Source organism: Sphingomonas sp. P3_C5, assembly GCF_056402635.1.
Window position 1 is genome coordinate 195,915 of record NZ_JBFUHA010000006.1, and the last position, 20,878, is coordinate 216,792.

16 protein-coding genes are annotated in these 20,878 nt (G+C 63.5%); 7 read left to right on the top strand and 9 right to left on the bottom strand.

What is annotated here, in order from left to right; genetic code table 11:
- Positions 1-37 precede the first annotated feature (37 nt).
- Complete coding sequence (locus AC1DVS_RS16460) at positions 38-1,930, top strand: hypothetical protein (RefSeq protein WP_478024799.1); 1,893 nt, start codon at positions 38-40, stop codon at positions 1,928-1,930.
- Positions 1,930-5,859, top strand: coding sequence for an LVIVD repeat-containing protein (locus AC1DVS_RS16465; RefSeq protein ID WP_478024801.1), 3,930 nt, complete (start codon positions 1,930-1,932; stop codon positions 5,857-5,859). Before AC1DVS_RS16460 ends, AC1DVS_RS16465 begins: the two co-directional genes overlap by 1 nt.
- A gap of 201 nt (positions 5,860-6,060) precedes the next feature.
- Here AC1DVS_RS16465 and AC1DVS_RS16470 read toward each other — a convergent pair whose 3' ends face one another.
- A complete protein-coding gene (locus AC1DVS_RS16470) occupies positions 6,061-6,648 on the bottom strand; it encodes a glyoxalase superfamily protein (protein ID WP_478025080.1) in 588 nt (195 codons plus the stop codon).
- A 275-nt stretch (positions 6,649-6,923) separates the two neighbouring features.
- On the opposite strand from AC1DVS_RS16470, the gene AC1DVS_RS16475 reads away from it, so the two are divergent.
- Positions 6,924-7,265, top strand: coding sequence for a hypothetical protein (locus tag AC1DVS_RS16475; RefSeq protein WP_478024803.1), 342 nt, complete (start codon positions 6,924-6,926; stop codon positions 7,263-7,265).
- Between the two features lie 10 nt (positions 7,266-7,275).
- Here AC1DVS_RS16475 and AC1DVS_RS16480 read toward each other — a convergent pair whose 3' ends face one another.
- The 4 genes from AC1DVS_RS16480 to AC1DVS_RS16495 are packed head-to-tail and all read right to left on the bottom strand — an operon-like array spanning position 7,276 to position 13,333.
- Complete coding sequence (locus AC1DVS_RS16480) at positions 7,276-8,124, bottom strand: phosphodiesterase (protein ID WP_478024805.1); 849 nt, start codon at positions 8,122-8,124, stop codon at positions 7,276-7,278.
- A gap of 10 nt (positions 8,125-8,134) precedes the next feature.
- On the bottom strand, positions 8,135-9,949 hold the full coding sequence (locus AC1DVS_RS16485; RefSeq protein ID WP_478024807.1) for a cytochrome c3 family protein: 1,815 nt from the start codon (positions 9,947-9,949) through the stop codon (positions 8,135-8,137).
- Between the two features lie 10 nt (positions 9,950-9,959).
- Positions 9,960-10,841 carry a hypothetical protein gene (locus tag AC1DVS_RS16490; protein ID WP_478025082.1) on the bottom strand — a complete coding sequence of 294 codons (882 nt, stop codon included), beginning with the start codon at positions 10,839-10,841 and terminating at the stop codon, positions 9,960-9,962.
- Entirely contained in the window at positions 10,838-13,333 is a 2,496-nt protein-coding gene (locus tag AC1DVS_RS16495) for an NAD(P)-binding domain-containing protein (protein WP_478024809.1), read from the bottom strand. The genes AC1DVS_RS16490 and AC1DVS_RS16495 overlap by 4 nt, the downstream gene beginning before the upstream one ends.
- 92 nt (positions 13,334-13,425) lie before the next feature.
- On the opposite strand from AC1DVS_RS16495, the gene AC1DVS_RS16500 reads away from it, so the two are divergent.
- Both AC1DVS_RS16500 and AC1DVS_RS16505 read left to right on the top strand, forming a co-directional pair.
- Positions 13,426-14,361 carry a tetratricopeptide repeat protein gene (locus tag AC1DVS_RS16500; protein ID WP_478024811.1) on the top strand — a complete coding sequence of 312 codons (936 nt, stop codon included), beginning with the start codon at positions 13,426-13,428 and terminating at the stop codon, positions 14,359-14,361.
- 390 nt (positions 14,362-14,751) lie between these two features.
- Positions 14,752-15,087 carry a hypothetical protein gene (locus tag AC1DVS_RS16505; RefSeq protein ID WP_478024813.1) on the top strand — a complete coding sequence of 112 codons (336 nt, stop codon included), beginning with the start codon at positions 14,752-14,754 and terminating at the stop codon, positions 15,085-15,087.
- 245 nt (positions 15,088-15,332) lie between these two features.
- Here AC1DVS_RS16505 and AC1DVS_RS16510 read toward each other — a convergent pair whose 3' ends face one another.
- Entirely contained in the window at positions 15,333-16,049 is a 717-nt protein-coding gene (locus tag AC1DVS_RS16510; RefSeq protein ID WP_478024815.1) for a hypothetical protein, read from the bottom strand.
- Positions 16,050-16,660: 611 nt separating this feature from the next.
- Here AC1DVS_RS16510 and AC1DVS_RS16515 point away from each other — a divergent pair.
- A complete protein-coding gene (locus AC1DVS_RS16515) occupies positions 16,661-17,668 on the top strand; it encodes a hypothetical protein (RefSeq protein ID WP_478024817.1) in 1,008 nt (335 codons plus the stop codon).
- A gap of 341 nt (positions 17,669-18,009) precedes the next feature.
- Positions 18,010-18,411, top strand: coding sequence for a hypothetical protein (locus AC1DVS_RS16520; protein ID WP_478024819.1), 402 nt, complete (start codon positions 18,010-18,012; stop codon positions 18,409-18,411).
- A 139-nt stretch (positions 18,412-18,550) separates the two neighbouring features.
- Here the strand turns inward: AC1DVS_RS16520 and AC1DVS_RS16525 are convergent, their stop codons facing one another.
- From AC1DVS_RS16525 to AC1DVS_RS16535, 3 genes are all read right to left on the bottom strand, one after another.
- Complete coding sequence (locus AC1DVS_RS16525) at positions 18,551-20,008, bottom strand: amidase (protein ID WP_478024821.1); 1,458 nt, start codon at positions 20,006-20,008, stop codon at positions 18,551-18,553.
- A gap of 179 nt (positions 20,009-20,187) precedes the next feature.
- Positions 20,188-20,718, bottom strand: coding sequence for a cysteine hydrolase family protein (locus tag AC1DVS_RS16530; protein ID WP_478024823.1), 531 nt, complete (start codon positions 20,716-20,718; stop codon positions 20,188-20,190).
- Positions 20,719-20,747: 29 nt separating this feature from the next.
- Entirely contained in the window at positions 20,748-20,876 is a 129-nt protein-coding gene (locus tag AC1DVS_RS16535) for a hypothetical protein (protein WP_478024825.1), read from the bottom strand.
- Positions 20,877-20,878: the final 2 nt, after the last annotated feature.

The window sequence follows — 20,878 nt, forward strand, 5'->3', positions numbered from 1 at the left end:
GTACCGCGAGAGCCGAGGCGCCTTGGTTTGCGGCACGATGGACCCCGGAGCAAGCCCGGGGGGAGTGGGATTCGTGACCCCGCTCCTCTCGCCTTTTTACCTGCTGGCCACCGTCGCCGGCCAGGTCGCGCCCACCGCGCCTGCGCCTGCACCGCAAACACAGACCCCCGCCCAACCCGAGCCGCCGCGCAAGGAAGAGAAGACTCCGGTCGAGAATATCGAGGGCCGCCGCCGTCCGGGCTTCAACCATCCGCTTCCCGACGCGGTCACGCAGAACAATATCGGCGCAGTCCGTCCGCCTCCGCCCGAGGCTTTCCCGACCGACCAGATCCCGATCCCCGATCGCTGGCGCCTGATCGAGTCGCTCGGGCTGGTGAAGGAGAAATGGCTCGACCCCTATCACCAGAACACGCTGAAGGGTGACCGCCCGATCAACCGCGCCAAGGTGCCGTGGCTGCCGATTCACGGTGATGACTGGTTCTTCTCTGCCAGCGCGGTCAGCGACACTGTGTTCGAGCCGCGTACCTTCCCGATCCCCGTCGGGGTGCAGACCACCGAGCGGCCGCAGAGCCTCGACGTGTTCGGCAAGGATGCGAGCTATGTCTTCTCGCAGACCTTCATCGCCAGCGCGTCGTTGTTCAAGGGCTCGACCGCGTTCAAGCCGCCGGCGATCGAGTACAAGCTGAGCCTCGCGCTCAATGTCTCTTACGTGAATGTGCCTGAGAAGCGCGTACTCTCGGTCAAGCCAAGCGATCCGAGCCACCGCGCCGACCATTTCCTGGGCGTGCAGGAAGCGTTCGTCGATTATCATCTGCGCAATACGTCCGACCGCTACGACTTCGACTCGATCCGGATCGGCATCCAGCCCTTCCAGAGCGATTTCCGTGGCTTCCTGTTCAACGACCAGCAACTCGGCGTGCGCCTGTTCGGCAATCGCGACGACAATCGCTTCCAGTATAATCTGGCGGCATTCTGGCGGCTGGAGAAGGACACAAACTCCGGCCTGAACGACGTCACACAGCGGCCACGCGACGATCTCGTCTTCGTCGCCAACGCCTATCGTCAGGATTTCCTGATCCCCGGCTTCACCAGCCAGCTCACCGCGGTCTACAACCGCAACCGCGAGAGCCGCCGCATCCAGATCGACGATAATGGCTTCCCCGTCCGGCCCGCCCTGCTCGGCGATTTACGCGGGCGGAGCTATGACGTCGTCTATCTTGGCTATAATGCAGACGGGCATATCGGCCGGCTCAACCTGACCGCCTCGGTCTACGGTGCGCTCGGTCAGGATCGGAACAGCTTCTTCACCAGCCGCCCAGCGCAGATCAGGGCGTATTTCGCCGCCGCCGAGCTCAGTTATGATCATGACTGGATGCGTTTCCGCCTCTCCGGCCTCTACGCGAGCGGCGACAAGCACCCGTACGACAATGTCGAAACCGGTTTCGACGCCATTCTCGAAAACCCGATCTTCGCGGGCGCCGACACCAGCTACTGGATCCGCCAGTCGATCCCCTTTGCCGGCGGCGGACGTGCGATCGCGATCAGCGGGCGGAACGGTATCCTCAACGACCTGCGCTCCTCGAAGGATGAGGGCCAGTCCAACTTCAACAACCCCGGTACCGCGCTGATCGGGGTCGGCGGTGATTTCGATATCACGCCGACCAAGCGCCTGTCGGTCAACGCCAACCATCTCTGGTTCGCCGACACGACGGTGCTGCAAACGCTGCGCAACGAGGGCAGCATCCCGAAGAATATCGGCTGGGACCTGTCGGCGGCGGCAATCTGGCGGCCCAAGGCGACGCAGAATATCGTAGTGCGGCTGTCGGCGGCAGTTTTGTTGCCTGGCAATGGCTTCCGCGATCTTTTCACCAACAAATCTCAGGATCGGCAATATTATTCGATCCTGGCCAATGTGATCCTCAGCTACTGATGCGCAGCTTCGCATCCTTGCTGCTGCCGATCGGCCTCACCCTGCTCGTGCCGGCGGCGATGCTGCGGGCGAGCGACGAGGAAAAGCCGGTGGCGCGGACCTATGCGCCCATGCTCGCCGCGCCGATGAGCCAGACCGTAGAGCAGGTCGCGACCAAATCCGACGGCTGCTATTCCTGCCATACCAGGACCGACCAGCCTTCGATGCATGCGAGCCCGGCGGTCCAGCTCGGCTGCGTCGATTGCCATGGCGGCGACGCAACTGTGCGCGGCGATCCGCAGCTCGGCTTCAAGGACCCGGCCTATATCGCCGCGCGCGAGCGAGCCCATATACTGCCGCGATATCCGCATCGCTGGCACTATCCGGACTCGGCCAATCCGAAGCAGAGCTACACTTTGCTCAATGACGAGGCGCCGGAGTATATCCGCTTCGTCAATCCGGGCGACTACCGCGTGGTGCGCAACTCGTGCGGCGCCTGCCATATCGAGGTGATCGAAGCGGCCGAGCGGTCGATCATGGCCTCGGGCGCGATGCTGTTCGGCGGGGCGGCGTATAATAACGGCATCGTCCCGTACAAAAACTATGTCTTCGGCGAGGCCTATACCGCGAAGGGCGAGGCGGCGAAGATCGTCTCGCCCGGCTCGCCCCCCGGCACGGTTACCAAAGAGCAGGAGAAGCGCGGCGCGCTCGCGGCACTCTATCCGCTGCCGACCTGGCAGGTGACGCCGCCCGGAGACATCTTCCGCGTGTTCGAGCGCGGTGGGCGCAATATCAGCACCCAGTTCGCCGAGGTGGGCCTGCCCAACCCAAGCGGATCGATCCAGAAGCTCGAAGAGCCGGGCCGGCCCGACCTCAAGCAATCGAACCGCGGCCCTGGCACCGGCCTGCGCGTGGCTATTCCGGTGCTCAACATCCACAAGACCCGGCTCAACGATCCGCTGATGTGGTTCATGGGCACCAACGAGCAGCCCGGCGACTATCGCGGATCGGGTTGCACCGGCTGCCATGTCATTTACGCTAATGACCGCGAGCCTCGGCACAGCCTGATCTACGCGAAGGATGGCCGCGACGGGCAGAGCGTCACGGTCGATCCGACGATTGCGGCGAAGACGAGCGTGCATGGAGGGCTGGTGCAACCTGACAGCGGCCATCCCCTGCGCCATGAATTCACCCGGGCGATCCCCACCGCACAGTGCATGAGCTGCCACATGCACCAGCCCAACATCTTCCTGAATTCGTACCTCGGCTACACGATGTGGGACTATGAATCCGACGCGCCGTCGATGTGGCCGAAGGAGCAGAAATATCCGACCGCCGCCGAGATCCGCGCCTCGAACGAGCGCAATCCGGAAGCGGCGGCCGCACGCGGCAACTGGAGCGATCCGGATTTCCTGCGCAATGTCTATGATTTCAACCCGACGCTGAAGGACACCCAGTTCGCCGATTATCACGGCCATGGCTGGAACTTCCGCGGCGTGTTCAAGCGCGATCGCGAGGGCAATCTGCTCGACAAGGACGGCAAGATCGTCTGGCCCGACGACCCCGAGAAATGGCGCAAAGGCGACGAGGGCAAGTTCGTGCCGCCGGGCGTGAATCCGGGCAAGGCAGTCCATCTGATGGATATCCATGCCGAGAAGGGCATGCAGTGCGCCGATTGCCATTTCGCGCAGGACAGCCACGGCAATGGGCTGATCTATGGCGAGGTCGCCAATGCGGTCGAGATCGGCTGCAAGGATTGCCACGGCACGGTCGACGCCTATCCGACCTTGCGCACCTCGGGTCCGGCGGCACGGCCGCAGGGCAATGACCTGGAGATATTGCGCAACCCCGACGGCGAGCGCCGCTTCGAATGGGTCGGCAAGCCCTTGGGGCCGCGCAAGCTGATCCAGCGTTCGATCGTCGATCCGAAGCTCAGCTGGGAAATCCATCTCGTCAAGGACAGCGTCGATCCGGCCAATGCGCATTTCAACGCCAAGGCAGCGCGCGGCAAGCTGATGAGCCGCTCGGGCGCTGAGGACGGCAAGTTCGGCTTCGGCCCGGGCGTGCCCGCCAGCGACCGGGCACACGGCGAAGACACGATGACCTGCTACACTTGCCACCTCAGCTGGACGACGAGCTGCGGCGGCTGCCATTTGCCGATCGAGGCCAACTGGAAATCGACCACCCATCATTTCAAGGGTGAGGAGACGCGCAACTTCGCGACCTATAACCCGCAGGTGGCGCGCGACGACATGTTCCAGCTCGGGCGGGGCATGACGACGAAGGGCAATGTCGTGACGCCAGTGCGCAGTACCTCGGCGCTGGTGCTCTCCTCGACCAACGTCAATCGCGAGCGGATCTATGTCCAGCAGCCGCCAATCAGTTCGATCGGTTTCTCGAGCCAGGCCTTCGCCCCGCACTTTCCGCATACGGTTCGGACCACGGAGACCAAGACCTGCACTGACTGCCATCTGTCGGCGCAGGACGACAATAACGCGATCATGGCGCAGCTGATGCTGCTCGGGACCAACTATGTGAACTTTGTCGGGCTCAATGCCTGGACCGGGCTCGATCATGGCTTCGAGGCGGTGCGCGTGACGGAATGGGAGGAGCCCCAGGCAGTGATCGGCTCCTATCTCCAGCGCTACGCCTATCCCGATTACTGGCGGATGCATGTCGAGCAGAACAAGCGCGAGCTGAAGAACTGGGTGCGTGGCAAGACCTTCGACAAGCGGCTCTCGGGCGAGACGCATCAGAAGGAGGAGTTCCGCAACGTCGTCCAAGGCACGACCGACAAGGTCGGCTGCCTCCAGTTGCGCGGCGAATATATGTATGTGGCTGAAGGGCGCGGTGGTTTCCGCGTCTATGATGTCGCCTCGATCGCCAACAAGGGATTCTCCGAAAAGATCGTCTCGGCGCCCTTCTCGAAGCTTGGCCAGAACGCCCATGTCGCATCGCCGAACGCGACCTGCATGGCGCTGCCGACCGACCAGCCGATCAATCCGCTACGCAATACGGCCGCGATGCGGGAGATGAACCAGGAGCAGAACTTCCTGCCGATCTACAGCTATGCCGCCGTCACTGACGCGGTCGAGGGGCTGATCCTCGTCAATGTCGAGACCATGGCCGACGGCGAGTTCCGCAACAATTTCCTGAAGCGCACCGTGACCTGGAACGAGAAGGGTGTGCTGAAGGGAGCGCGGCACATCGTGCTGGCGGGCTCAGTCGCCTATATCACCGCTGATGCGGGGCTGGTGGTCGTCGATCTCGCCGACCCGCTCCATCCCCGTCTCGCCGCGGTGCGCCCACTCAGGGACGCCCGGGCGAGCGCGCTGCAGTTCCGCTATCTCTGGGTAACCGATGCGGAAGGCGTGAAGCTGTTCGACGTGACGCGGCTGCTCGATCCGGTGGCGGTGCCTTCGGGCACGATCGCCCTGCCTGACGCCCGCCGGCTCTATGTCGCCCGCACCTACGCCTATATCGCCGCTGGTGCGCAGGGGCTGGTGATCGCCAATGTCACCAACCCGATCCGGCCGCTCATCTACAAAACCGCCGATTTCGGCGGGCAGCTCAACGATGCGCAGGATGTGATCGTGGGCAGCACCAACGCCTCGCTGTTCGCCTATGTCGCGGACGGGCGGAACGGGCTGAAGGTGCTCCAGCTCACCTCGCCGGCAAGCCAGCCCAATTTCTACGGCTTCTCGCCGGCACCGATGCCCGAGCTGATCGCCTGGGCAAAGACCCCCTCCCCCGCGCTCGCCTTGTCCAAGGGCCTAGACCGCGACCGGGCGGTGGACGAGACCGGGGGTCAGATCGCCGTGTTCGGCCGGCTCGGCTCGCGGCCCTTTACGCGGGCGGAGATGGAGAAGCTGTTCCTGACCAGCAGAGGCACGCCGTGGAAGGTGAGTGACGTAGCCGATATGAAGAACTGGCGACCGCCGCTGAAATAGCAGTCGGCGGCAGAGCCTGGGACCGAGCCTCTATCGAGGTTTTCCCTGTTATTTGGCCGATAACAGGGAAAGAACAGGGAAAGCCGAAGCACCGAGGTTTCGACCGTCATGTGAAGGAGCTGAGTCGGAGGTTTACGCTCCGTCCGGTTTGCACAGTGCTATGATTCGGGTTGCGGTTGAATCGCCCACAACGCCTGACGCCTAAAATTGCACGAAAGAGATCACATTCCCGTCGGGATCGCGGACGTGGAAATCCGTGCCGCCCCAGGCTTGCTTCAGCAGGCCCTGCGAAAACTCGACGCCGCGGACTTTGAATTCCTCGAAGAGCGCCCTGACATTGCTGACGTTGATCGTCGCGAGGATCAACGACTGCTCATGTGCGGCGAGATCAGCGAAGTTGGGGCGGTGGACGAAGCGCAAGTGAAGACAGGCGCCGTCACGACTGACCGCACCATAAAAAGCCGGTTTGCCGTGGAGAAAGTCGATTTCGAAGCCGAGCTTCTCGCGGTAGAACTCCGCTGAAGAGGCAACATCGCGGACGAACAGAATCGGGATGACCCCAGCCAAGACTGGGACACCAGGGTCGGCGCGTGGTGTTGCCACGGCTTCCGCTGCTTCGGCCTTGAGTGCAGCCCAGTTCGCGAACCCCGCTTCCACCGCAACAACCTCCTGCGCGAGCGTGAGGGGCAACGGTTTGTCGAGGATCTCGCGGTCAGTGAGATTGCGGTAGCGCTCGAGCAGACGGAGCTTTCCGCCGACGGAATAATTGCCCTCGCGGTGCCAGCGCACGAGCAATTTGGCCTGTTTGCGATAGGTTTCGATTGTCGCCATGGGAGATTCCCGGCTGAAGGTTTCAGCGGGCGGGCCTAGCCCTTTCGGCATTGTGCCGATGTGCCCCGATCGAACACCCACACCCTAGTTAGAGCGCCGATGCCGAGTCAAATCAGTTCGAAAGTGCTGACGGCCGGGCGGACGACGTCGAAGGAATTTCCCGCGCATTTACCGGACGGCAAGGTTTGCGCCGCAGATTCGCCGTTCGATTCGGCTCGGGGGAGGCGCCAATAATGCGGAACAGGGGCCTGTCGGCAGTCGTCTTCGTCGCGGTCGTCATCGTGCGTCTAGCCTTTGCCGCGGGTTCTGTGCACTCGGTGAATCATTCGACCGCGACCGCAGCCTCGCCGCGGACCGATACGACGACAATGGCGGACGCGGGGCAACATTTCAGGCAGACGCCAGATTATATCGGTACCTCGCCCGGCCGCGAGGTAATGTTGGGCGATGGGACGACGCCTGAATTCGGCGACAGCTCCGAAGACGATCTCGACGACAGCGACGCTCCTAAACACGCGCCAACTCCCATTTTCGTGCCAGGCAAACCAATGATGAATCCCGCTCCCAGCCGCTAGTCTGCGGCGCTCACACCGCGCGCTCCTCGAACATGTGCCGCACCAGCGGCTGCATGCTCTCATCGAACTTCGCGAGCAGGACATGTTCCTGCACCGCGTCGAAATGGGTGACCATGCCGTGTCGGGTCCAGCGGTGGAGCGCGTAGCCGGGCGGATCGGCGTTCACCATTGGGCGGTCGTCTGGGGCTTCCGGGTCGATCAGGTTGAGATCGAGCGACAGCTCGGCGGCGGTGGCGGGGCAGACGCTGACGGTGATGCCCTTCCACGGCGCGACAATCGGGCGATGGAGATGGCCGCACCAGATCGACTGGATCTGGCGATGCCCGGCGATCGCGGCCGTGAAGCGCTGCACCCATGGCTGGTCCGGATGGGTGTCCATCCAGTCGATCCCGACGCCCAGCGGGGGATGATGCATGACGATCATCGTCGGCGTGTCGCGGTGCTCGGCGAGCCGGGCGCGGAGCCAGGCAGCGCGCACTTCGCAAAAGCCGCCGCCGTGGCGCCCTACTTCCAGCGTATCGAGGACGATCACCCGCAGCCCATCAAGCCCGAGGCAATATTGCGCGAAGCCCGAGGTCATCGGCACTTGCGGGAAGACGCTTGCGAAGTTGGCGCGATTGTCGTGGTTGCCCAGCGCGGGGTAGACCGGGAAAGGGCAGCGTTTCAGCGCCTCTGCTACGCGCCGATAGCTCTCGACATCGCCCTTGTCGGCGAGGTCGCCGGTGACGAGCATCAGATCGGGGCGGTTGCGACCCTCGATCAGCTCGGCAAGCACCAAATCGAGGCGCTTGCGGTTCAGTTCGTCCGGATTGTCCGGCTCGAACCCGAGATGGACGTCGGTGATCTGTGCGATCAGCATGATCCCCCCTCTATTCTGGTTTGTCGCGACCTCGGGCAGCTACGACTGATGGAAGCCCCCGGACGCGCCGCGACTTTGCGGGAACCCATGGTGCGTTGGTATCGGCATGATAGCTGTGGCACATCGCGCAGGACGAGGGCACCGGAGCGCTGGCATTTTCGCCACCATGGCAGGTGCGGCAGGTCTTGATGCCGGGCAGCAGCAGATCCTGAGCTGAGGCGGATTGCCGCGCGGTGTGGCAGGTCTCGCATTTTTCGGTCTTGTGGGCAGCGTGATCGAACCAGCCATGCATCATGTAGCGCATCGGCTGGTTGACGGGCAGCACCGTCCAACTGGCCGCCCCGCCTGCGCCGGGCGGCGTGACGACATGGCAATCATAACAGGCGCCGCCCTTGCTAAAGATAGCGTTGATCGCGGCGTCTGCGCTTCCGGGGCGCATTGCGACCGCGCCGAAATAGGCGTGATAGACCTGACCCTGGGCGTAGACGCCGGGGCGGCGGCGCGCGCTGCCGAGTTCGGGCGGGCGCGGCGGGCTGGTCGATCGGTACATGGCGCGCAGATCGGCGATGACCTGCGGCACGTCTCCGTGGCGGAGCGTGCGGATGGTGCCGCCGATCTGGTCGAAGCCGAGGCTGTGGCACATCTGGCAATTGCGCTCCATCGTGATGGGCAGGAACCGCGTGCCGTCGGCTGTCGGGGTGTGGCAATCGGCGCAGGCCAGCGCATCACCGAAGCCGGATCGCCCCTTCAGCGTCTGCGCCATCTTCGCGACGCCGCCAAGCGCATCGAGATGCAGCTTGTGCGGGAATTTGAGGCCATTCTCCTCAGCGCCCGGGTGATCGAGCGACATGCGCTGCAACCCCGGCTTGGCGCCGGGCACCACCGCGACAATCGGCTGGAATTGCGGATGCGAGGTGCCGAAATCGCCGGCATTGCCGAGCTTCGTATCGGCCAGCCGTGCCTTCAGCGTCGCATGGCAATCGGAGCAGAATGCCTGGGGCGTCGCCGCCATTGGGCCGGCGCCCTGATGCTCGCGGTGGCAGTCGACACAGGCGCCGGGGCCCGGCTTGTTGAAGGTCTTCGCGACGCTGGCGAGGATGCGCCCGCCGAACCCCGGCTGGTCGCGCGCGCCGGCAAGGCGCGTTGGCGGTGCGTGATCATGGACGGTCTTGTGGCAGGCGCGACACGAATCGTCGCGGACCGAGACGAATGCCTCGGCATGGCAGGCGGTGCAATTGGCTTCGAGCGCGTGGTGCGCGTTGCTCAGGGGTCCGCTCGTCCAGACATGATCCGCCTTCAGCGCATAGATGTTGCGATGATCGGGCCGATCGCGCTGGACGAAACTCCAGATCGGCAGCGCGAGGAAGCCGATCAGCACCGCGATCACGAGCAGCCAGGCGGTCATGCGCTTGCCGGGGAGCAGGCGCGTCAGCGAATAATCGCCAACCTCGTCGCGCTCGCCGGCTGTGTCCGAAACAGCGCCGACCCGCGAGACGGTGAGCACGACGTGCCCCTCCCCGTCACGCATCACGGTGATGCGGTGGCCGCCGAAACCGAGCTCGGCGCCCTTGGCGGCGTTGATCTCGGTGCGGTGCATCGTGCGCCCGTCGACCTCGAAGCCGCGCGTGCTGGTGGCGATCACGGCGATGCGGCGATCGTCGCGCTGCTCGATCCTGGCATGACGCGGCTCGACGCTGAGGTCGGGCAGCGAGATGTCATTCTCGGCGGCGCGGCCGACGGTCAGGCTCGGCTGATCGAAGTTGGTCGCGCGGACGATCTCGCGGTGGTCCGCGGTGTAGCTCACCTGCTTGACGAGGAAGGTCATCGCGCCCGCCTCACCAGTAGAAGAAGACGCTGATGATGTGCGCCGTCAGCGCCGCGATCAGCGCGAAGGTGGCGGGCACATGCACATAGAGCCAGATTTCGAGCATCGCGCGCAGCCGCAAATGCCGGCGGAGCTGGGCGAGCATCGCGATCTTGCGTTCGAGCAGGGCATCGATGCGTTCAAGCGGATCGTCGCCGAGATCAGGCTGCGGGCCGGTCCGCTCGCGGATCGTATCGAAGGTGCGCTGGGTGGCGCAGCGCGGGTATCGGCCCGAAAGACGTGCGATCAGCCCGCCGCCGAACGGGTCCTGTACCAGCGAGGCCTGTACGAGGTCGGCCTGATATTGGTTGAGCGGCTGGGCGGCATCATGGAGCTGGCGATCGAGCGCTCGCAATGCATCGACCATCTGGGTCTGGGTCATCTCCTCGCGATTGTTGCTGAGCGCGGCGGGGACGGCGACATACATCGCAATGCCGTAAATCCCCGAGACGATCACCAGCATCATCAGCGTATAGGCGGCCGTGTGGACGTTCCAGCCGAACTGGAAGCCGGTGTGGAGCGTCGCGATCACGATCAGGCTCAGGCCAAGATAGACATGGGCGCTGGTCCAGGCTTTCAGCGACCAGCGGCCCGGCGTCATCGCGCGCTTGCGGATACCGAGCAGGGTCAGCCAGAGGATCAGCAGCACGCCGATAGTGCCGAGCGTATAGCCGTACCAGGACGCGCCAAAGGGCCGCGGGGTGTGGTCGATCAAGAGATAGACGAGGGTCGCGAAGGCGCTGATCGATAGCGCGACCTTCAGCCAGCGGAACCGCTTATGGCGCAGGAATCCCTCGTGCAGCGCACCACGCTCGCCTGCCCGTACCGGCCCGCGGGAGGCACGGCTGGCTATGACCCGGTTTCCTCTTCGAGGCGTGCGACGCTGAGGAAATTCTCGGGTGAGACGCGGATCGCCGCACCGGTCGGGCAGGCGCGGACACAGGCCGGACCGCCGTCAATGCCGGAGCACATGTCGCACTTGATGGCTTTCTTGGGCTTCTCGACGCCAGCCTTGGTGTTTTTGTAGCGCCATTTTTTGGACGGCTCGCCCGGCCCTGGACCCACGCCGAGGAGCATCCAGCTGAGCAAGCCCGGCTTTTTAGGCGGGACGCTGTCCATGCGGATCACGCCGTACGGACAATTGCGCTGGCAATTGCCGCAGCCGATGCAGGTATCGTCGATCACCACCTCGCCGTCCGGCCCGCGATGGATCGCATTGGGCGGGCAATCGGCCATGCAGTGCGGGTGCTCGCAGTGGCGGCAGCTGGTCGGCACGTGGAGATGGGCATAGGTGCGCCCGGCCTCGCGATCGAGCCGCGACAGGCCTTCATGGCTGTCGGCGCAGGCCTTTTCGCAATTGTCGCAGCCGACGCAGAGATTCTCGTCGATCAGCAGCACATCGGTCGCCTCGCCGATGCCGTTCTCGACGAGGAATGTCGCGGTCTGCGAATACATGTCGACCACGCCGGAAAAGCTGTCCTTCCGGCTTTCGACAAAGGCGTTGATGTTCTGGCGCTGCGCCATGTCAGCGCGGGCCTTTTCGAGCAGGCGCGGCTTGGCCTCGAGCAGCCGGCGGAACGCGGCGCCGGGAAGCCGGATCACCTCGGATTTGACCGCCGCCTTGACGGTCGCGGTACGCCTGCCGCCGCCGATCAGCGCCATTTCGCCGACATAGGAGCCGGCGGGAAGGTAGGAGAGGAAGACCGGCTTCCCGCCGACATTCTTCTCGACGATCATGCTGCCGACGCGAATGACGTAGATGTCCTCGCCGGTGTCGCCCTCAGTAAGGATCGCGCGGCCGGCCGGGACGATCTCGATCTCGGACGCGTCGAGAAGCTCGCCGAGATCGGCCGAGGTGAGGCCCGAGCCGAACAGCTGAAGCAATTGCCGCTCGACCGAGATGCGGGTGACGGCGCGCTTCGCGGCTGGGACCGAGGCCATCAGTTTGAGGGCGGCGGTGCGCGAGACCTCGACCGCGATCATGTCTGTGCCGGCGCGCACGGTCGCGCCACGCCGCCGGCCCGAGATCAGGCCAACCTCGCCGAAGATCGAGCCCTGCTCGATCGGAACGGTGATCGCTGGATTGTCCTTGTCGACCTGGACCAGGGCGGTTCCCTGCGCAATCGCGAACAAGGACGACCCGGGATCGGCGCGCTCGAATATGACTTCCCCCGCCTTGTAGGAGCGCACCTCGGAATCGAGCATGAACTCGCGCATCTGGAGCGCCGAGAGCTCGTTCAGGACCATGACATTCTGGCGGAGCATCTCGAGCCATCGATCGACTGAGCGGCTCGCCTTGAAGCGGGCGAATTTGGCGGCGAGGATCGGTTCGTCAGCGGGCTTCAGCGTGGTGTTGCCGTTGATGAACTCGACGACGTCATAGCCCTGGTTCATGCAGTGCTTGATCAGCGGATAGCCGGCGAGCGCGCCGATCACGAAGATGCCGGGCTTGGTCGATTCGAAGGTCGAGGAGAGCTTGGGGAAAGCCTCGCGATCACTGCTGCTGAACTCGATGCCGCAGGCTTCGACAAAGGCGCGTGGCGCGGCTGAGCCCATGCGGGCGATGATCCGGTCGCAGCGGATCGTCTCTTGGCCGTCACGGGTCTCGAGCAGCAGCTGCAGCTCACCCGTACGGACTTCGGCGGGGGTGGTTTCCAGCCGGATGGTGATCCGTCCCTGCTCGGCCGCCTCGTTGAGCAATTTGACATTGGCGCTCTTGGCGCGCGCAAAATCGGCCGAGCGGTTCAGGATTGTGACCACATTGCCCTGCGCGGGATCAGCGATGAGGCCGAGCGCATTCTCGATGCCGGCATCGCCCGAGCCGATCACGGTAATATGCTCATCGATATACTCGCCGGGATCGTCGAGCTGATACTGGACGTGCGACATGGCCGAGCCGGGACAGCGCATCAGGTTTGGGTTGCCCTGGGTGCCGATCGCCAGCACCACCGTCTCGGCCTCGACCACCGCGCCGTCAGTCAGGGTGATGCGAAAGGCACCGCGCTCGCCTTCGATCGCCTTGACCTCGCTGCGATAGCGGACATTGATGCCGGTGCTGGCGGCGAGCTTGTCCCAGGTGCCGAGGATCGCCTCGCGCTTGCCGGCGTCGAACGCCATATCGGAGCGGAGCACGAGCTGGCTGGGCGTCGCCATCACATGCTTGCCCTTCTGGTATTTGTAGATCGTGTCCGAGAGGTGATCGGTCTTTTCAAGCAGGATATGGGACAGCTTGAGCTGGGCGGCGCGCGCGGCCGCGCTCAGCCCTGCCGGACCCGAGCCGATGATCGCGATGCGGACACGATCGGTCACGCTTAGTCCCCTTGCCCCGGGAGCGGTTGCGCGCATCCGGTGGGGATTGCGCTTGCCGCCTGCCCTTGCACGATAGCATGTACGGGCCGGGGCGCCAGCCAGAACCACAGTATAGACGGGGACTCGTGATGGAATCGGCCAAGCATTCGTCAAGGACCGGGCTGATTGTGTTGGTCGTCGCCGCAATGGTGCTGGTCGGCGCGATCTCCTTTGCTGCGCTGCGCAGCGCAAGCTCGGAGAAAAGTGCTGCTCAGCCGCCTGCGACGCCGGCCCCGAACCAGCCGGCGACGCTCGAATCCTTGCAGGAACGAACGCGCGCCGAGCCGGCGAATGTCGAGGCCTGGCTCGCGCTCGCCCAGGCGCAATTCGACGCGGGCGACTATAAGGGTGCCGTCGCTACGTACGAACATGGGACACAGCTTGCGCCGCAGCGCGCGGATATCTGGTCCGCGCTCGGCGAGGCGCGGACCAGTGCCACCAGCGATCCGATGCCGGCCGACGCGGTGGCGGCCTTCCGCAAGGCCGTGGCAATCAATCCGAAGGAGCCGCGGGCGCGCTATTTCCTGGCCGTGGCGCGCGACCTCGCCAAGGACCATCGGGGCGCGATCGACGACTGGCTCGCCCTGCTCCGCGACACGCCGCCGGGTGCGCCGTGGGAGAATGATCTGCGCCGGACGATCGAGCAGGTCGGCCGGATCAACCATATCAATGTCGCCCCGCAGCTTGCCGCCGTCACGCAGACGACCGCCCACTCCGTCATCCCCGACGCCTCGATCGCGGGCGCCGCGATCCCCGGACCGAGCCCCGACCAGATGCGTGCCGCCGCTTCGCTCTCCGCCGACCAGCAGAATGCGATGATCCAGGGGATGGTCGGGAAGCTCGAGGCCAAGCTTCAGGCCAACCCTGCCAATGTCGAAGGCTGGATCATGCTGATGCGGAGCCGCGTGACGTTGGGCGAGCCGGCCAAGGCGAGTGCCGCGCTGAAGGCGGCGATTGCGGCCAATCCAGGCGCCAAGGCTCAGTTGCTGGCCGAAGCTCGGACGCTCGGGGTGCCCGGCGCGTAGCGGGGCGAGGCATTGGTGTAGAGCCAGCCTGATCTCGGAAGTAAAACCAAGAAGCCGTCGGCAAGCGCCACCAGTATAGAGGGGTTTTTGGGACCCAATGTGATCCTGCGTTTTCGCCATGGCCGCGGCGGACTCATCCAATATCATGCTGTGCGGCGCACCCAATCCCGACTTCAATCTCAGAATTAGGCGCATCACGTTAGTCACCACAGTGACAAACAGGGTCGCAATTCTCTTATGGTTATGAGAATCGATCCGGGATGCTATCTCCTTTCGTAGCGCCTCCGGGCGAGATGCTTCGGTGCGAACGGACGTCGGGGCATTGACGCGCCATTTCGCCGGGCAGCGGTTGCGCAGCCAGCAAAACCCCGCCTTCGGATCAGCGAGAACATGGCGGCGATATCGCGCGACGACCGGCTTGCCAGCGCCACGCGGCATGAACACGCGCTCAACGAAATAGTCGCCGCCGATCGCGCGGCGGTACAGGGACTTCTGAATCGGATGGGCGGACTCAGCCTTGCCGACTGCCGCTGCGGTGGCGAATTCCAGATATTGCTCGAGCCAGCGATACAGGGTCGCGGGGCTGACCGAGAAAAGGCGGGCGAGATCGGCATTGTCCATGCCGAGCCGGCAGCCGAGACGGGCCTGGCGAGCGAAATCGGATTTGTAGCGGGTCGGGCGTGCCATGGGGGCTGGATGGGCTCGGCGCGGGAATATTTGAATTGAGCAGGCGCTTCCCCCGCGTTTACCTAGAAGCTCACAAAAGGCGGTCAGAGTCATTTATCGGCGGCAGCCCGGCTTGCCAAAAATGACTCCGCCTCGTTAGGCCGTAGACTCATAGAAGCGGTCTGCCGGCTTTCGCCCAATTGCGGACATCAGACGCGTGATCGAAAACGGCAGGTTAGCCGCAGGGACCAGCTGGCTTCGCCGTTTCTGCGGCCAGCGAAGGTCCCTTCATCCCTACCTGGAACTCAGTTGCACCATAGCGCGGTGTGTATCAGTCGCGGGTGGGGGCAATGGGTCGGAAGCGGCATCGCCGCACCAGGCTTCCACAGGCCCAGTCGCTGCTGGATGTTAGGCATCTCTGAATCGATCACAGCCAGCCTGTTGCCGTCGGCATAGCGCGTCGCGCTCCGGTAGCGCAGCACCTGGCGATAGCGGTAGCCGCGATCCAGCCGGCTGACCGTGACCCAATAACCGAACGGCGCGCCGCCGGTCGGATCGGCCGAGATCATACTGCCCGCTAGCGGCCCCGACGCGACGAAGCGGACTTCCTGATTATTGTTGTGCGACGTGACGAACCGATAGATTTGTTCGAACCGATCCGACGCGGAGCGATAGGCGAACAACTGCGTAAATTCGCCCTGATCGCCGTTAAACATGGCTAGTGTCGCGGTGCGCAACAGCAATAGCGGGGACTCCGACTTACCACGCGGATAGACCAGCCGCGATTCGTCGAGGAAATGCGATTTTCCCGAGTCTGCAGGCGATGGATCGGCACGCAGCCCAGGATCGCAGCGATCGCCGACTGCTTTTCGCAGACACAATGTCACCGCGCCGGGCGAGGGGCCGAGGTCAGCCCCGCTGGCCTCGTCGACCGGCGGCCCTTGCGTCACGACCAGATGCCATGCCGACCGCGCGCGAAATGCCTTCGCAAGCGCCATGTCGGAGCGAATACGCTTTTGCACGTCTTGCTCGGCAGCGGATGATGCCGACGCCACCAACGCGCAGGCGGAAATCATCCCGAATAGCGATGCGAGTCGGGCGGAAATGTCGGGTTTCATGACGTCGATCTGTACCCGCTATGCAATAAATACGCGCGAAGATTCGTGGGCAGCGCGAGGGCAGAATGTCCGCTTCCCACCCATTCTCGGACGCCAGATCCTATTATGAACGAACGGCAATTTACGGGGGCACTACCTAGTTGGCTGAACGTCCGAATGTAGGCGCATAGCCGCTGATCCCGTCCGCTCTCGCGCGAACGACAGCTACCGACCCACTAGCGGCTATTCGATTTTCACGGCTCGATGACTGCTTATGCCGGGATCGACCATTTTCGTTGTAGGCTTTCTGTATTGGTAAATGACCGATGTCGCGAATGACTATCGCGGCGCACGTCTCGGGGTTACATTCGACTAGTACAAGGGCCGTTCTTCGAGTCGAATTACAGCTGGGTCGATCCGGTGAAACGTCGACGTTATGGTCGACGAGGTTTCATGGCCGAGCGCGAGGTAATGAGATCCGGCCTGCATTGAGGTTTGTTGGCGATTTTTGAGCAACAGCTCGGGAGCGGCCGAAGATGCTTATCCATCACTTTGTCATCAGGCTGTGTCTGCTCGCGGTGTTCTTTCTGACGTTGCCGATCTCGCCGGCCACCGCACAGATCGGCAACACGGACGTTGTCGGGGGGGCAGGCGGGGCTTCCGATCAGGATCAATGCCCGGATGGCGCGCTGCTTACCGGCATGCACTTTTCGGGCAACAAGGACATCAACACAGTTACACCGATCTGCACGGCCTATGTAAACGGCCAGGCCTCCGGCGCGGCGATCGTCTTGCGCAAATGGGGAACGGACTATGAGCCGACCTTCGGGTTTGGCGGAGATCCGGCGAAGACCCCGGCCTGCCCTGCCAATACGGCGGTCGAAGGCATCACCGTCGAGGTATCGAATGTGAACCTGGTCCACTCCTTTCGCTTCCACTGCCGCAATCCGCTCTTGCATACATATTACGACAGTCCCGCGGCGTTGCTTGGCCGAGGGGCCAAGAAATATGAAAAATACGTCGGCTGCGGCGGTGGCGCGATCGCGATCGGCATTGTGGTCCACCATGGCGCTCTGATCGATGCGCTGGGGCTGATCTGCAAGACCTGGATCGTGCCCGCGCCCGTAAAACCGATCAAGACGACCGGACCGCGCAGGACCCCGCCAACGCCTTCGGGCCCGCCCCTGGCGCTGCGCGTGACGGTCGGCGGCGCCTGGAAGATGCAAACGGATGATGGGACCCGCACCAACCTCATCTTGTCCCCGCAGGGTCAAGGGCTCAACCCCTTCGGGCAGGATAATGAACTGATGGGAATTGTCGGCCAGATCTCTGCTCCCGGCGGGCTGGCCAGCTCGACCGGCGGCCTTCAAGGCGCGTTTCCTCCTGGCCGCCTGCTGACATTCACCTACTTCAGACCGGACGGAGCGACGGGCACCTGCCAGTTGGTATATTCAACGGACGGACAGTCGCTCAAGGGCACCTGTGCGGAGAAGGGGACGAGCTTCAATTGGAACGGAACGCGCGGCTCCTGGCCGGCGCCGTAGCGCAGGATCGGCTCGATCGTTCAGGCCGAGCCGGCAGCCGAGACGGGCCTGGCGAGCGAAGTCGGATTTGTAGCGGGTCGGGCGTGCCATTGGGGCTGAATGGGCCCGGTGCGGGAATATTTGAATTGAGCAGGCGCTTCCCCCGGCGTTTACCAAGAAGCCCACAAAAGGAGGTCAGAGTCATTTATCGGCGGCAGCCCGGCTTTCCAAAAAAAGACTCCGCCTCGTTAGGCCCTAGACTCGTAAAAACGGTCTGCCGGCTTTCGGCCCATGTGTGGACGTTCAACGGTCGTTCGCTAACACCTAATTGCGGACCTCCGCGAACGGCCTATGATCTGCCCATGCGAAGATACAAAATCTTTATTGCGTTGGCAGGTACGGCCGTGGCTTCCCCGGTGGGGGCAAAATCGGAAAGCTACTTAAGCCCGTCAAACGCTCTGGCCCATGCTGCCGAGCTTGACGGTCGCAAGGTCACCATCGGCGGCTTTGTCGACCTCGGCACCAACTCACGGTGCCTGTATGATTCCATGGAAGCTATTCAGCACAGAGACGGGACCGGCGCTCAGGTGATCACTCTGTCGGAGGGGGACAATCTGCTGCATCGAAGAGCGGAACTGAACCACCGATTTGTCCTTGTCACTGGAACGTTCAAGAGGACCTTCAACGAGCCGGACGTGCTTGACCTTTATCAATGCAATGATGCGGGCATTGAGCAAGAAACGGTGCGCCGTTCCCGTAGGTAGGGCAGTCCGCTTCCACCTTTCAGCTATCAAAAGCCGTCTTTCGTCTTTCCACCATTCCGAGCCTCTGCCGCAGCCGCAGCTCGGCCTGGTTCGGTCGATTCCCAGCCACGCTGCCAACTGTCACGAATTGATCGGGTCGTCAGGCTTGCTCACCGTTTATCCACCCGCCGAGCTTCGGTCGCTTTTCCTGCCATGGGCAAGCTTGCTCGAGCTGGGCTGCGAGTCGGATCAGTGTCGCTTCGTCGGCGTAACGCGCCGAGAACATCATCCCGATTGGTAAACCCTCGCGGGAGTGGCCGAGCGGCAGAGAGATTGAGGGCTGACCAGTGAAGTTGAACGGAGCGGCGAAGGGAAAGACCTCGCCATTGCGTGCCTGGATGTCTGCCGCCGGCACGTTGACCGGATCGAGATAGCCGATCCTGGGCGGCGGGGTTCCCATCACCGGGCATAGGAACACGTCCCAATCCTCGAAAAAACGAAGCGTCGCTCGGGCTCGCATCCGGCGTTCCTGCGCGCTGTAGAGTGCGTCGACACCCGACACCGAACGCGCGCCGATAAGCGCTGCCCAGGTCAGCGGCTCCAGCTCTTCCGCTGCCGGCTCGCGCCCAATCGCCTCGATCATCCGCTTCATGCCGGCGGCGAAGTTTGCGCCCGCAAGCGGCAGATTGGCGAGGTAGTCGCCAAGCATATTGGTGCCGAGCGCACGCTCCTCCACGTGATGGCCGAGCCCGTCCAGCAATCGTGCGGTATCTTCGAGCACGCCTTGCACATCGGGATGAATCGCGCCTCCGAGCGGCGTCTCGCCCGACCACGCGATGCGGAGCCGTCCCGGATCGCGCCCGATTTCGTCCGCATAAGGCCGTTCCTTCGGTGGGATGGCATAGGGCGACCCCGGCTCCGGATTGCCGGTCACGTCGAGCATCACCGCGGTATCGCGGACAGTGCGGGTGAGCACGTGCTCGACGACATTGCCTTGGGCGAAATCATAGCCGTCGGGCAAATGCGGGTTGCGGTCGCGCGTCACCTTCAGCCCGACCAGGCCGCAGCACGAGGCCGGGATCCGGATCGAGCCAAGGCCATCGCCGCCGTGCGCCATCGGCACCATGCCGGACGCTACCGCTGCCGCCGAACCGCCTGACGATCCGCCCACGATGTGGCCGAGGTCCCATGGATTTCGACATGGCCCGAACAGTGCGCCTTCGGTCGTGCCGGCGATCCCAAACTCCGACAGGTTGGCCTTGCCCATGGTGACGACCCCGCTCGCCCGGTAGCGGCGCATCAGGCCACTGTCCTGGGTGTCCGTGAAGCCCGCATTCGCGGCATAGCGGCTGCCCGACGTGCGCGGCCAACCCCTCACCTGCAGCAGCAAATCTTTCACCAGGAATGGAACACCCGTGAACGGACCTTCCGGCAGCGGCCCAACCGCCGCCGCCCGCGCCTCATCGAACGCGCGATAGACGACGGCGTTGATCTCGTGATCGTACCGCTCGATGCCCTCGATCGCTGCGTTGACGACCTCAAGCGGTGACACCTCACCGTGCCGGATCAGCGCAGCCAGGCCGACGGCATCGTGGGCCGTATATTCAGAGAACTTCATCGCCCCTCTTTGCCCGACTAATTTGCTTCCTCAAAGGGGTCTGCTTCAGGCTCTCCCAAGATCTGCAGGTCGTAATTTCGTCATTCCTCGATTCGCGAGGCGGGTTCACCGTGTCGCCGATCAGCGAATAGGAAAGCCGCTGCGCCGAACCCATATTGCCGACGCAGCACGGCCCGCCATTAGCCCAAAGCGTCGCATCGACTGAGACGCGCCGATCCTGCGGGCGAGATGAAATTCGCCCAAACCATATTGTGATGCTCAATTATCTTTTCCGCAGACAGATATGGCCGATCGAAAGTGGTATGGCCATCCTCCGGCACAATGGTCGGGTATCCGAGAGCCAGCGCACTGCGAATTGTCGTGTCTACGCAGAAGTCTGTGGCGCATCCAGTGACGATCACCTCTCCCACTTCAAGCTCGCCGAGCTTCGCGGCGAGGTTCGTGTTCAGAAAGGCATCGCAGGATGCTTTCGTGATAACGACGTCTTCCGGCTTAGCGACCAAATCGTGGTGTATAGCAAAGCCAGGCTGCGACGGATGAAGATGATCGCCATCAGGCCCGCAATGCTGGATGAAGATGACAGGCGACTGACTGGCGCGGAAGCGTGCGGACAGCGCATTGAGCCGCATGATCAGGCCATCCGTGTCGTGGCGCGGGGTTGAGAACAAGCCTTCCTGCATGTCCACAATAATGAGCGCCTGCTTGCTCACAGCCGAACTCCAGCGTCGATCGGCTAATCTTATGACCGCTTCCGGGCAGACCGCCAATAGCCGCGAACGGCAGCAAGCGGGTCGCCACTGCCGATCTCATGGCGCTCGATGGCGGCGCGGACTGAGCCGTCGACGAGCGCGCCGGCAGGCAGGATCAAAG

Bases quoted from the DNA above. Each gene is read 5' to 3' on its own strand.
- AC1DVS_RS16525 (WP_478024821.1), bottom strand. From the start codon at position 20,008: ATGAAGTTCTCTGAATATACGGCCCACGATGCCGTCGGCCTGGCTGCG.
- AC1DVS_RS16520 (WP_478024819.1), top strand. From the start codon at position 18,010: ATGCGAAGATACAAAATCTTTATTGCGTTGGCAGGTACGGCCGTGGCT.
- AC1DVS_RS16475 (WP_478024803.1), top strand. From the start codon at position 6,924: ATGCGGAACAGGGGCCTGTCGGCAGTCGTCTTCGTCGCGGTCGTCATC.
- AC1DVS_RS16485 (WP_478024807.1), bottom strand. From the start codon at position 9,949: ATGACCTTCCTCGTCAAGCAGGTGAGCTACACCGCGGACCACCGCGAG.
- AC1DVS_RS16500 (WP_478024811.1), top strand. From the start codon at position 13,426: ATGGAATCGGCCAAGCATTCGTCAAGGACCGGGCTGATTGTGTTGGTC.
- AC1DVS_RS16460 (WP_478024799.1), top strand. From the start codon at position 38: ATGGACCCCGGAGCAAGCCCGGGGGGAGTGGGATTCGTGACCCCGCTC.
- AC1DVS_RS16495 (WP_478024809.1), bottom strand. From the start codon at position 13,333: ATGCGCGCAACCGCTCCCGGGGCAAGGGGACTAAGCGTGACCGATCGT.
- AC1DVS_RS16505 (WP_478024813.1), top strand. From the start codon at position 14,752: ATGGCGGCGATATCGCGCGACGACCGGCTTGCCAGCGCCACGCGGCAT.
- AC1DVS_RS16465 (WP_478024801.1), top strand. From the start codon at position 1,930: ATGCGCAGCTTCGCATCCTTGCTGCTGCCGATCGGCCTCACCCTGCTC.
- AC1DVS_RS16480 (WP_478024805.1), bottom strand. From the start codon at position 8,124: ATGCTGATCGCACAGATCACCGACGTCCATCTCGGGTTCGAGCCGGAC.
- AC1DVS_RS16515 (WP_478024817.1), top strand. From the start codon at position 16,661: ATGCTTATCCATCACTTTGTCATCAGGCTGTGTCTGCTCGCGGTGTTC.